Here is a 12,612-nt window from a genome sequence, read left to right as displayed (position 1 = left end):
TTAAACATGTTCAGAACCATTCAAAAATCCAACCCTGCGTTTGAAAGTAATCACTTGAGTTTCATTACCGTTAAAACCAATAACTTAAGGGGCAGGGGTGATATCTGTCTTTTCGTTCCACCTTTGGAAGGGCTTAAAGATGTTCCATTGGTAATTCTTCTGCATGGAGTATATGGCAGCGCCTGGGAATGGTCCCAAAAAGGAGGGGTACATATTGCCGCATGGAAAATGATGCAAAGGAAAGAATTAAAACCTATGGTAATTGCTATGCCCTCTGACGGACTCTGGGGGGATGGTTCCGGATATGTACCGCACAATGGTTTAGATTTTGAAAAATGGATTGTGGAAGATGTTCCCAGGGCGGTTATTGAAAGTGTTGAAGCAATTAGTGTAAAATCGGACCTGTATATTTCCGGACTTTCTATGGGTGGGTTTGGAGCACTGCGCCTGGGAATCAAATATGCAGATAAATTCAAAGCGGTATCCGCACACTCTTCAATAACAGAATTAGGTCAAATGTCTATGTTCGTAGAGGAATCACTTAAGGAGTATGAACAGAAAAACAGACAGGAGGAATCCGTTATTGAACTGGCTCTGGTAAGAAAAGATAATTTGCCAAAATTGAGGTTTGATTGTGGAACGGAAGATTTGCTTATTGATCAAAACCGTCTTCTGAACGAACAACTAAATAAGGCACAAATTATGCATGATTATAAGGAGTTTTCTGGAGGACACGAATGGAGTTATTGGCAGGAACACATAAAGGATAGTTTGCTGTTCTTCAATAAGTTTATCAAATAACTTAAAACTATTTGTAACTTATCGTAATTCTATTAATTTGAATCGTAAATAAACTGTTAGAAAATTCATTATGGCAGCAATAAAAGACCTTGCGGAGTATCACGAATTAGTATCAGACCTTTTTAAACAACCAAAGTCGCGTGAAGAATGGGATCAATACAGGTTAACCGATGAACAGGTAGCTCATTTTCACGAGTTTGGTTATTTGGCCGGGATTAAACTATTGGAAGACGATCAAATTGAAGTTTTATGTCAGCAATTGGATGAGGTTATGGATCCCAGGCACCCCGCACACCATTTATTTTATGAGTTTCATAGCAATGAGTCTGAGGATTCCGATTCTGTTTTATTCCATTCACTGGGACAATGGCGCATTGCCAGTGGTTTTCACGATATTCTGTGGAACCCGGCATTCGTTATGGCAGCGCATCAGTTATTGGAGAATAAACCGGTAAGATTCTGGCATGATCAATTATTCTATAAACCTGCCAAACATGGGGGCGTTGTAGCATGGCACCAGGACTATTCTTATTGGACCCGTACTATAGCTATGCAACATTTAACCTGTTGGACCGGTCTTGATGATGCAACCACTGAAAATGGATGTTTGCACTATGTTCCAAAAAGCCATAAATGGGGATTGTTGGATGCACCTTCTCTTGCGGGCGATATGAATGGATTAATGAAATATCTCACCGAGGAGCAAAAAAAGGAGTTTAAACCGGTTGCCATAGAAATGAAAAAAGGCTTTGGAACCTTTCATCATCCTTTATTGGTTCATGGCTCTTATGAAAACAAATCTGAAATGAGCAGGCGGGCATTTGTGATCAATGTTTTTGCAGATGGTACGCTAAGCAATACTGATGATGAGCTCTTATCCGGGGTCCCTATAATTCCAAAAGGTCACAAAATGCAAGGTAAATTTTTCCCATTATTATACAACCCGTAGAAAAGAATGTTAAACCAATAATAACCATGAAAATTAATATTTTGAAAAAGGCTTTGGAAGAAGGCAAAACTGTGTTTGGACCCTTCTGTAAGATTCTGGACCCTGCTGTTGTTGAATTAGCCGCTTTGGCCGGGTTTGATTTTGTGATTATTGATATGGAACACGGGCCTTATAGCATAGAAACCGTTCAGCAAATGCTAAGAGCCGCAGAGGCTCGGGGTATTACAGCAGTAGTAAGGGTCACTGAAAATAGTGAAACTTCAATTCTTCGCGTGCTGGATATAGGTGCACAGTGTATTCAGGTACCCCAGATAGCTACGCCCGAAGATGCACAGAAAGTAGTGAAATCGGCTATGTTTCACCCCAAAGGAGAACGAGGAATGTGCCGTTATGTAAGGGCCGGGGAATATACCGCTATTGATAAAGCCGAACATTTTGGCAGGGCTAATGAAAACATAGTAACCATCATCCATATTGAAGGGGTTTCAGGCCTTGAAAATTTGCCTTCGATCCTCGAAAATGATGGCATTGATGTAATCTTTTTGGGACCCTATGATCTGTCTCAATCCTGCGGGGTCCCCGGACAGGTACACCATGAAAAGGTGGTAAAGCGGATGGAGGAAGCTGTTGTTTTAGCTAAAAAAAGTGGCAAGGTGGTAGGCACTTTTGTTGAAACTGTTGAGGATGCCAAAAAGTGGGAGAAGATAGGGGTTCAATATATTTCTTATGCCGTGGATACGGGTATAATTTTAAAGGCATTTCAACAAATAACCAGGGGTATAAACGGGAATTGAATTTGCACTCTATTAAAATAACTTTCATTCTTCTTGCATTGCCTTTTTGAAAGCTTGCCATATGGTAGGATCACCCGCAATCGGGTAAGTATTTGACTTTTTAAAAAGAACAGTGATCGCCCCTATTGCCGCGCCAAAAGGCATCATAACTATTGCGGCTGTTATAATATTTTCCTCCGCAGGAATAGTAGTTCCAAAATACCCTTCTGATTCACCCTCAATTGCTCCCGCAATTAAACCAGTACTTACCCCTATTCCGGCTCCCCAAAGGATATTATTCCCTGCTGATCTTTTTGTTTTTATAAAACCAATTTTGCCCAATTCAATACTGACCGGTTTTTCCCCGCGACTGACTACAAGGGAACTGTCTGTTATCTCGATAATTCTTCCCTTTGATGTTTTTTTACCATTTAAATCATAAACTCTTACAAAAGGGGCTGGTTTATTTATTTCTTTTTGAGCATAAAATGTAGTGCAAGACAGCAGTGTAAGCCCTACTAAAAGGATCTTCGGAAAACTGGTTTGGATGGTTAACAGCATAATTTAGAGATCTAAAAATTTGTCTTAAGTATAAACATCAGGTTGTAAAGACAAACAGGGCGGGAAGTGCTGTCTTTATGGGTATTAAAAATAGAAAAATAAATCCGATACTATATAGAGACTCAACTATTTATTGAAACCTTCAAAATGCGATATTAAATTTTCCAGGGCGGATGCTTCCTGTTTTTCCCGGCATAATACAAAATGATTTGATTCCCATCAAGATCTTTTAACCTGGCTTCTCGCCATAGCCAGGGTTTATCATTCGGCAATTCATCAAATTCAATTCCTTTGGAAAGCAGTTCATCAACATATTTATCCAAATCGATGCATTCAAAATATACATATATACCATCCCCTGATGGAAGTTTCTCAGTTTGATGTATGGAAAAAGTGGCATCGCCATCAGGACATTCAAACCTTGCGTAACGGGGCATGGCCTTTACGATTAGTTTTAAACCTAATTTTTCATAAAAAGGAATTGATTTTTCCAGATCGCGCGAAGGAACAGTTATTTGATTTAAGTTCATTAAAAACCGCTATTCCGATTTGTGCACTTCCAGTTCAATTTCTATCATAAACTCAGGCAGGGCCAGTTCCTTTACCCCAAGCCAGGAACCTGTAGGAAATTGCTTGGTGTAAATGGTGTTGCGGTACCCGGCAAGTTCGAGAAACAAGGGCATATTGGTAGTAAAAATATTCTCAACAACAACGTCATCAAAAGTGCAGCCGTAATGCGTTAAAATCTTTTCCAGATCCGAATAACAGTTTTTCATTTGTTGCTCAAAATCTCCTACTGCCGTTGGATTCCCGGCATCGTCCATACTTACAGCTCCGGATATTTTAATGTCATTACCAATTTTCACCGCATGCGAATACCCGTACGCTTTTTCCGTTTCCGGGCGAAGCAGGAAATACTCGGGTTTTTCCTGTTCCACAATTATTTCTTTCTCTTCGGCTATTTCTTTCTCTTCGGCCTTGGGTGCCTGATTGCAACTTTGAACCAGAAATGCAACAAGAAATATTAGAATAAGTGAGGTTGTGTTGTAAAATAATTTGTCGGATTTTTTCATTTTTTAAGTTGTGATTGGTTAATTACAAGAATTCTAAGTTACTAAACTTTAGGATAAATGCCTTTTTATTTAGTTTTCTTTAATGATTTATAATTCATTAAATTCAAAGATTGAAAATCATAGCAGAAAATGGCCAACTATAATATAGATGCAAAGAAGAATATGACCTATGACGCAATAGTCATAGGGTCCGGAATTAGCGGTGGATGGGCCGCCAAAGAGCTTTGTGAAGGCGGGTTAAAAACCTTGGTGCTGGAACGGGGCAGGATCGTTGAACATGTTGTTGACTATCCTACCATGAACAATGATCCATGGGATCTGGAACTGAGAGGAGCCCTGACCCCCGAAGATCTTCAAAAACATGCCATAGGTGCCCGGGCGGGATTTGTTGGAGCTAACAACGAACATTTTTATGCAAATGATGAAGAAAATCCATATACGGAGGTTAAACCTTTCCTATGGGTTAGAGGACACCAAATGGGTGGTCGTTCATTGCTCTGGGGTAAACAGTGTTATCGCTGGAGTGATCTGGATTTTAAGGCGAATGCAGAAGATGGTTATGGGGTGGATTGGCCTATTCGTTACAGGGATTTAGAAGATTGGTATACCTATGTAGAGAAATTTGCCGGGATAAGCGGACAGGCACTTGGGTTACCCCAGTTGCCCGACAGCCATTTTCTTCCTCCTATGGAGCTCAATTGTGTTGAGAAGGATATCAAAAGCCGGATAGAAAAAGAGTTTCCCGGACGTGTTATGACTATTGGCCGGGTAGCACATTTAACAGAACCATTGAATGGCCGCGGCCAATGTCAGTTTAGAAACAGATGCGACAGGGGTTGTCCTTATGGCGCCTATTTCAGTAGTAATGCAGTAACCCTGCCGGCTGCCAATGCTACCGGAAACCTAACCATCAGGCCATATTCTATTGTCAATTCCATAATTTATGATGATAAGAAGGGCAAGGTTACGGGGGTCCGGATTATAGATGCAGAGACCAATGAATACATAGAGTTTTATGCAAAAATTATTTTTTGCAATGCTTCCACTTTAAGCACTACTCAGATATTAATGAATTCTACTTCAGGCAGGTTTGCAAATGGTCTTGGTAATGACAGCGGGGAACTGGGTCATAACCTAATGGACCATACCTATAGGGTTGGGGCTATGGGAAGAGTGGAAGGTCATGAAGATAAATATTACAAGGGCAGGCGACCAAACGGAATTTATATCCCACGTTATGTGAATATTGATGAAAAAACAAAAACGGATAAATTTGTAAGAGGTTTTGGTTATCAGGGAGGAGGCAGCCGCAGTAATTGGAGTGCCGGGGCAAATCAGGAACAATTTGGCGGAGAGTTTAAAGATAGCTTAATGAAACCCGGCCCGTGGGAATTCTTCATTACAGGTTTTGCAGAATGCCTTCCCTATCACGAGAATAAGGTTACCCTGGATAAAGAGAAAGTAGACAAATGGGGTCAGCCTGTCCTGGCGATTGATTGTGAGTTTAAAGAAAATGAAAAGGCGATTAATTCGCAGATAAAGGAAGATGCCGTGGAAATGCTGGAAAAGGCCGGAGTAAAAGACATTGTGGGGTTCGATAATGAGCACGAGCCCGGCTATGGCATTCACGAAATGGGTACAGCACGTATGGGCAGAGACCCGGGGACGTCGATACTAAACGCCACAAATCAAATCCATGCAGCAAAGAATGTTTTTGTAACCGATGGTGCCTGCATGACCTCGTCTTCATGTGTTAACCCATCGTTGACATATATGGCTCTCACGGCCCGGGCTGTGAATCATGCAATTTCCGAACTCAAAAAGAAAAACCTATAAGATTATGGATAGAAGGGCAGCATTAAAGAAAACAACAGTGTTAGCAGGGTCTGCGGCACTGGTTCCATCACTTTTTTCCATTTTACAGTCCTGTCAGCAGCAACCGCGACTGGGTTGGGAACCAATATTTTTAAGTGTTAATCAGGCCGAATTAATTTCCACATTAGTAGATGCATTATTGCCGAGAACAGAAACCCCCGGGGCACTGGATATGAAGGTAGATCTTTTTATTGATGTAGTATTTGCCAGGTTGTTTGATAAAAAGGGGCAGGATACAATGATTGCAGAAATGGACAGGTTTGATGAATTGTCTGCGGAGAAATTCGGAAGTAAATTCACAGAATTGAATACCGCAGATCGAGAAGAATATTTGAAACAAAATGAAGCTGAATCCGGTAAATTTAATGGTAAAGTCTGGGGGACTGCCGTAGGCGCTCAAAAACCGGTAGGGTTTTATCGGACAATCAAATCGCTCGCCTTATGGGGGTATTTTTCCTCTGAAGAAATTGGTAAAAATGTACTGAATTATGACCCTATCCCCGGAGAATTCCTTGGCTGTATTCCGCTTTCCGACGTTGGGAATACATGGAGTTTATAGGAAATTAGCAGACGTGTTCTGATTTTCTACCGGTTTATTTAAACATCATGGTTCTAAAGAGTGGTATTATCATGTATTTAATTTAAAATACCTGTGTTCATCCAAAAACTTAGCATTCTTTAATACTGCCTTTTTAAAAATACCTTCTTTTTTATAGCCGTTATTTTCAAGTGCCTTCATGGAGAGATTATTAAATTCAAAAACTCCCGCATAAATCCTATTCAGTTTTAAGTCCTCAAATCCATAGTTGGTAATTAATTCAATTGCAGTTGTTGCTATTCCTTTCCCCCAAAAGGACTCTCCAATCCAATAACCGATTTCAGCTGATTTACTGTAAATATCATTTTGAATGATTAACCCTATTACACCGCAAAGATCACCGGCGTAGTCTATTGCGAAATTTTGTTTTGGGTTTTCTTCTATGGTTAAGTTTATAAATAACTCCGCATCTTTTTCGCTATAGGGATAAGGAAAAGAATCTCTAAGATTATCCCATATTTTCTTATTGTTGGCAAGTTTTGCCAATTGCGATTTATCAGATAAATGGAGTTCCCTTAACTTTATTTCCTTTGGCTTCAATAGTCAGTTTTTCAATCGGTTACTAAAGCTTGAATAAATTGCTGTTTAAATACCGGTGGCCTATACTTAAAGAATATTTTTCTGAATTTTATATAATAGAAGCTCCTCATCATCATTGGGTAATATAATTACATCCACCATTTTTAGTCCTAATTTTTCCAAGAGACGTTGGGAGGAAATATTCTTTTTGGATGTAATTGCCTTTATCTCTTCAATTTCAAATTCTTCGAAAGCAGCTTTTTTCAATCTATTCGCAGCTTCATAGGCAAAACCCTGTCCTTCATATTCGGGGAGGAAGGCAAACCCTATATCTATACCTTCCAGACCTTCCCTGTCATAGAGTCCGCAAGTTCCTATTTTTGTGTTGTCCGTCTTCTGAAAAATGGTATAATTAGAATAACCCAGCCTTTGGAGTTGGGGCAACATTTTGGTTTTAATATAGTCTTTTGCACTTATGACTGAATTTATTTCCCTGTCTCCAATATATTGAATGAACTTCGGGCTATTCATAAGTCTATAAATAAACTCCGAATCTCCTTCAGAGGTTGGTTTAATGCGTACTCTCTCTGTTTCGAATTCTTTGTACATTATTTTTTATAAGGTCAAATTTTATCCTCTCTGATAACAAATTTACCTGTTGCACACGAAACCTGCCTTTTCCAAAAACTTAAAATATTTTAGGAATAGTCCTGATCTTCAATCAGCAGTGTTATGACGGAAAACAACCTAATGCGTTGCTCACTTCATTTCCGTTTTTTTAGCGTTGCCGGAAGGTTTGTTCTTTACATATTTCTCCAGCCATTGATCCTGCTCCCAAAGCAAATGCAGAATAGATTCCTTTGCTCTGTAACCATGGCTTTCGTTTGGCAACATCACTAACCTCACCTGAGCACCTAACCCTTTAAGCGCGTTAAAATATCGGATACTTTGCATTGGATAGGTTCCCGAATTATTATCTGCTTCGCCATGAGTCATAAGTAAGGGCGTCTTCATTTTATCGGCGTGCATAAACGGAGACATAGTGTAATAAACTTCCGGAGCTTCCCAATAATTCCTTTCTTCACTCTGGAAGCCAAAAGGTGTCAGGGTTCTGTTGTAAGCACCACTCCTCGCAATTCCTGCAGCGAAAAGGTCGGAATGGGAAAGCAGATTGGCAACCATAAATGCCCCATAACTATGGCCTCCTACAGCAACACGGGACCTGTCTATATAACCCATTGCATCAACTGCGTCGATGGCAGCCCTGGCATTCGCCACTAATTGCGTTCGAAAAGTATCATTAGGTTGGTCATCACCTTCACCTACGATCGGAAATGAAGCGCCATCCAACACAACATACCCTTTAGTCACCCAATAAATAGGGGATCCGTAATAAGGGAAGGTAAATTTATTCGGGTTTGAAGTCTTCTGTGAAGCGCTCGATTGGTCTTTGAATTCCCGAGGATAAGCCCATAAAATCATGGGCATTTTTTCTTTGTTTTGCATATCGTAACCCACGGGCAGATATAAAGTACCCGATAAATCCAAACCATCTTCCCTCTTATAACTAATTACTTCTTTATGGATGTCCGAGATACTTTTAAAAGGATTATCAAAGTCAGTCAACCGCGTAAGGTCATTTTTCTTCAGGTCCCTGATAAAATAGTTAGGATACTCATTGGGTGATTCCAGTCTGACCAGGAGCTCATTTTTGTCGACATCATAACTTGTGAAATTTTCAAGTTTGTCCGTATAACCCGATTGATAAATTCTACTCGTTTTAAGCGATTTTAGGTTGATCTTATCAATAAAAGGGAATTGTCCTTTTTCAGAATATCCGTCTCCCTTGAGGAAGGCATCACTCCCTTTCAAAGCCAGGACATCACTCCCCATTTTGTTTCTTTTTGTCACAAAATCTCCTGGATCACTGTATCTATCCTGATAATTTCTGTCATAAAGAATTTTAGGTTCTATGGAAGAATCAGACGGATTGAATAAATACGTCTTGGTATTTCTGGTATTCCACCAGTCATCTTTAATAAGTGCTGTATCTTCATCTCCCCATACAGCACTGTCATATCTGTTTATGGTTTTTATCAGGCTTTTGGGTTCTCCGTTGAAGGGGGCATCCAATTGAAAAATTTCATCCCGGTACAATACTTCTTTTTCAGGATCACCTCCATCCAGAGCCTCAGCATAGACCAAACTTGCGGGCAGGTCATTCCTCCAGCTAAATCTTCTTTTCCCTTTGCGTACAGCCATAAAACCTTGTGGCAGATCTTCAATCAAAGGAACTTCTATAACGGTCTCAACTTTTTGGCCATTCTTCGAATAAACAACGGTTTTGGATGGAAATCTGCGATAAGGTACCAGGTATGAAAATGGTTTTTCAACAGTTGTTACCATAACATATTCTCCATCCGGAGAAAATATTATACTATTGTACAAATCACTTTCCAGCCATTTCTCACTTTTTCCATCCAACGAAACTTTATAAAGCTCTGATAGGGCAAGCTGTTCAAAGTTATGCTCATCATTTTTATTTTTTAATAAATCCTGATACGTTCGGTTTTGGGCCTTTTTTCCGTCATTCACAGAAATGGTAGGTCCCGTGGGAACGGCATTCTTCGTGTCAATTAGCTCCTGCCTGCCCGGGGAGATCATTTTTACCAAAATAGCATTCCCATCCTCGAACCAGTTTATCACATTTCGAAGGTTGGCATTTACTTTTGGTTCGGTCAGTTTTTGTGCAGTTTGTTTAAGGATATCAACCACCCAGACTTCAACTCCGGAAGATGTGGTATTTGTGCATGCAATTTTCTTTTGATCCGGCGAGAAGCTAAAATTGGTCAATTTAGGTTTTTCTGGCAATCCGCTCACCTGGATTTCTTCGGACTCATTGCTATTGAGTGGTTTTATCTTTAAATTGTTATAATAGGTCACCCGGCTTCCAATATTGGTTTTGGGGTTAATTCTTAATCCCCCCAATCTTAATTCTTCCTGGGATATTTCTTCAATACTTTTAAAGGCATCGCGATAAAGGAGGAGCATAAAATCTTTGTTGTCATCTACAATTACTGATGGTGCCCGGGGCACATCTACAAGCTCAAGTATTTCCTTTGATGGTTTTTGATAAGTCAGTGATTCCTGGGCCTGCACTTTTACAAGAAATAATAGTAGAACCAGGTAAATGGAAAATTTCATATTTTCAATATTCATTAGTAATAGTTTTGTGTATAAAAAGCATCATTTTTCTAGCGCAATAAATGTATTAAAAATGTACTAAGTATTTGGCATGCTTAGGTTAAATAAATAGACCGGAAAAGGCGTAAATGTAAATAGCTCAGAGTGATTTTTTTGGCCGGGAATGACCAATAAACCTTTGTAAACATTTTATCAGGGGGTAGATTCCGATACATGATAGCGCTGCTTAATCTGCTTGCTGTATCATTTTTTTGATCAGAGAAATTTGCCCTAAATGATAGTAGCTATGTTCAATGACACCCTCAATACTTCTTCTATAAGTGCCGTATTCCTCTTTAACAAAAAATTCTTCTAATTTTTCTTGAGTCATATTTTCTACATGACCTGCAAAATGTTCTGCATTATTCCATATCTCATTTAATAGTTGATCCCAATCTTCTATGGACTTTATTTCCGGCATGTCAAAACTGTATTTATCCCGAATTACAAGCTCTCCTCCTTTGAAAACGTCCAGAATTCCAGAAATGTAATAGTTAATATGAAAAGCCAGCGCAGCAATGGTGTTTAACGACCCAATTTTTGTCGTCGCCTGTTCCCAGCTTACATTGTTTAATTGATCCTTATAGTTGGTATTGGCAATCCATTTACCATTTAAAATTACCTCTTTAAAACGTTTGGCAAGTTCTCCTGCGTTTTCCATTTGAAATAATATAAGTGTAATAATTTTATAATTACCAGCTTTTATGACAAGCTCAGGTGGTGAAGTGAGTATTGCAAGCAGGTGTTTTTTTCGTCAACATACTTTTTGAACTTTTTCTAAACCACTTTGCCTAATTTATATCCAAGCCATGCCATTGGGATATAGGCTCCTGCCAGATCTAAAACTGTAAACCAGGCAGGGGAAGGAAGCATTATAATATTTATAATACCACCAATCAGAAAGAATATTCCAACTAACAAAGCCATTTTCATTTTGTGACTTGTGGAAATCAATGTTGCCAGAAAAGCACCTGCGAAAGTTCCCAGGGCATGCGCTAAAAAGGGAAAAAGGAAATGTTTAGGTTCAAATAAATGAATAGACTCTTTTAAACCTTCCATTGTGGTAACATCCGCACCACTTGGAGGTTCAATAATTGAGCTGCTGATCATAATTATACCCATATTCACAGCACTTCCAATTATTAATCCCAATACAACGGCTAAGATATTTTTCAGAGTAGCATTCATGGTCTAATTATTTCTATGAGTTGGCATATGATAACAGGAGCTGGCCTGGTTTTAATTTTTCGAATACTATAAATGTATTAAAAAAGCACAAGTTTTAAAGACTTAAACTTAAAGTGTTATTTTACCTAAGTATGGTTGGAAACTGTTTGGTATGGCAATTTTTTGTTTTAATATGTCTGGCCATTCTTTTGAATTAGCTTAGCAAGTCGGGGGAATGACTCGAGTACTAAAAAACACCTGCGCTTAGAATCTCATTCTAATTCCTTAATATACTTTGGATTGAAGCCTTTTACAAGTAACCAAACGATAAAAGTTAATACATAGATACCATTTTGAACAAACAAAAGGCCGGAAACTTTTATATCGGCCAGTTGCAGGGCTCCGCCAAAGAAGACCACTATGGAAGCAAGAATCCCCCAAATAGAGAGCCAGCCCGGAATAAGTTTTGATCTAAAGAGGAAATAGTACAACACTAACCCTCCAAGGCTATACATCATGAGCATTAAAAAATGTGTCCAGTAATACGCGTCATAAAGCATTTTGGCAAGTGTTGTATAATATTCATTAGTTGCCGAAGTAGTTAAGGCAAATTCTTCGCTTAGAGATAGCAGGTTCACATGAATGATATTGCTAACTACAATAATAGTAAAGTTAATTCCTGCAATGGCCAAATAAGCGATAGCCAGTCTTTGCTCGTACTTTTTTATAAAGGCGTATAAAAAGATAGCAATTCCAACTCCAATGGCACTAGTATATCTAGGCTAATTGCAAGTTTCATTTGCCCCGTAAGCTGCATAATCTGTTCGAGAAACGCAGTAGAATTGGCATCAGCACCCCCAAGACCTCTGAAGGCAGTTCCCGTAGCACCTGCCAGGACGGTTAATAAAAATAGAAAACCAAGTATTCTCCCGGATTTTTTTGTCAGTGCCATTGTTTTCAAAAGTTTTGGCTATTTATGCTAATTGGTAGCTCTATTAAAAGAATTGTTACAAAATAAACTTATTACAACCGCTTTTTTAAGAAAACTATTAC

General features: G+C 39.1%; 15 protein-coding genes. 5 read left to right on the top strand and 10 right to left on the bottom strand.

All coding sequences use genetic code 11. The features are described 5' to 3' along the window. The first annotated feature begins 6 nt into the window (after positions 1-6). From G504_RS0104085 to G504_RS0104075, 3 genes are all read left to right on the top strand, one after another. The gene (locus G504_RS0104085) at positions 7-801 is read left to right on the top strand and encodes an alpha/beta hydrolase (protein ID WP_019668867.1); all 795 of its coding nucleotides are present in this window, start codon (positions 7-9) and stop codon (positions 799-801) included. Between the two features lie 70 nt (positions 802-871). Next, positions 872-1,750 (top strand): phytanoyl-CoA dioxygenase family protein, encoded by an 879-nt coding sequence (locus tag G504_RS0104080; protein WP_019668866.1) that lies wholly within the window; start codon positions 872-874, stop codon positions 1,748-1,750. Between the two features lie 26 nt (positions 1,751-1,776). After that, positions 1,777-2,544, top strand: a complete 768-nt coding sequence (locus G504_RS0104075; RefSeq protein WP_019668865.1) for an HpcH/HpaI aldolase family protein — start codon at positions 1,777-1,779, stop codon at positions 2,542-2,544. A gap of 24 nt (positions 2,545-2,568) precedes the next feature. Here the strand turns inward: G504_RS0104075 and G504_RS0104070 are convergent, their stop codons facing one another. The 3 genes from G504_RS0104070 to G504_RS0104060 form a co-directional block, all read right to left on the bottom strand. Next, positions 2,569-3,084: a hypothetical protein gene (locus tag G504_RS0104070; protein ID WP_019668864.1), complete on the bottom strand. Its 516-nt coding sequence runs from the start codon at positions 3,082-3,084 to the stop codon at positions 2,569-2,571. Positions 3,085-3,239: 155 nt separating this feature from the next. Further along, a complete protein-coding gene (locus G504_RS0104065) occupies positions 3,240-3,614 on the bottom strand; it encodes a VOC family protein (RefSeq protein ID WP_019668863.1) in 375 nt (124 codons plus the stop codon). Positions 3,615-3,623: 9 nt separating this feature from the next. After that, positions 3,624-4,157, bottom strand: coding sequence for a RidA family protein (locus G504_RS0104060; protein ID WP_019668862.1), 534 nt, complete (start codon positions 4,155-4,157; stop codon positions 3,624-3,626). Positions 4,158-4,286: 129 nt separating this feature from the next. Between G504_RS0104060 and G504_RS0104055 the strand changes: the two genes are divergently transcribed. Continuing rightward, positions 4,287-5,993: a GMC oxidoreductase gene (locus G504_RS0104055; RefSeq protein ID WP_019668861.1), complete on the top strand. Its 1,707-nt coding sequence runs from the start codon at positions 4,287-4,289 to the stop codon at positions 5,991-5,993. Between the two features lie 4 nt (positions 5,994-5,997). Next, positions 5,998-6,591: a gluconate 2-dehydrogenase subunit 3 family protein gene (locus tag G504_RS0104050; protein ID WP_026348384.1), complete on the top strand. Its 594-nt coding sequence runs from the start codon at positions 5,998-6,000 to the stop codon at positions 6,589-6,591. A gap of 69 nt (positions 6,592-6,660) precedes the next feature. Here the strand turns inward: G504_RS0104050 and G504_RS0104045 are convergent, their stop codons facing one another. From G504_RS0104045 to G504_RS0104015, 7 genes are all read right to left on the bottom strand, one after another. Next, the gene (locus G504_RS0104045) at positions 6,661-7,170 is read right to left on the bottom strand and encodes a GNAT family N-acetyltransferase (protein ID WP_019668859.1); all 510 of its coding nucleotides are present in this window, start codon (positions 7,168-7,170) and stop codon (positions 6,661-6,663) included. 66 nt (positions 7,171-7,236) lie between these two features. Further along, the gene (locus tag G504_RS0104040; protein ID WP_019668858.1) at positions 7,237-7,758 is read right to left on the bottom strand and encodes a GNAT family N-acetyltransferase; all 522 of its coding nucleotides are present in this window, start codon (positions 7,756-7,758) and stop codon (positions 7,237-7,239) included. Positions 7,759-7,908: 150 nt separating this feature from the next. Further along, a complete protein-coding gene (locus G504_RS0104035; protein WP_019668857.1) occupies positions 7,909-10,368 on the bottom strand; it encodes a S9 family peptidase in 2,460 nt (819 codons plus the stop codon). A 211-nt stretch (positions 10,369-10,579) separates the two neighbouring features. Next, positions 10,580-11,053 (bottom strand): DinB family protein, encoded by a 474-nt coding sequence (locus G504_RS0104030; RefSeq protein WP_019668856.1) that lies wholly within the window; start codon positions 11,051-11,053, stop codon positions 10,580-10,582. A 116-nt stretch (positions 11,054-11,169) separates the two neighbouring features. After that, positions 11,170-11,580 (bottom strand): hypothetical protein, encoded by a 411-nt coding sequence (locus tag G504_RS0104025; protein WP_019668855.1) that lies wholly within the window; start codon positions 11,578-11,580, stop codon positions 11,170-11,172. A 251-nt stretch (positions 11,581-11,831) separates the two neighbouring features. Beyond that, entirely contained in the window at positions 11,832-12,266 is a 435-nt protein-coding gene (locus G504_RS0104020; protein ID WP_240473027.1) for a DUF4386 domain-containing protein, read from the bottom strand. Positions 12,267-12,283: 17 nt separating this feature from the next. Continuing rightward, positions 12,284-12,511 (bottom strand): hypothetical protein, encoded by a 228-nt coding sequence (locus G504_RS0104015; RefSeq protein ID WP_019668853.1) that lies wholly within the window; start codon positions 12,509-12,511, stop codon positions 12,284-12,286. Positions 12,512-12,612 lie beyond the last annotated feature (101 nt).

The organism is Eudoraea adriatica DSM 19308 (assembly GCF_000382125.1).
Lineage (GTDB): Bacteria > Bacteroidota > Bacteroidia > Flavobacteriales > Flavobacteriaceae > Eudoraea > Eudoraea adriatica.
The sequence above is the reverse complement of the archived record's forward strand: the minus strand, read 5'-3'. Positions and strand labels throughout refer to the sequence as shown.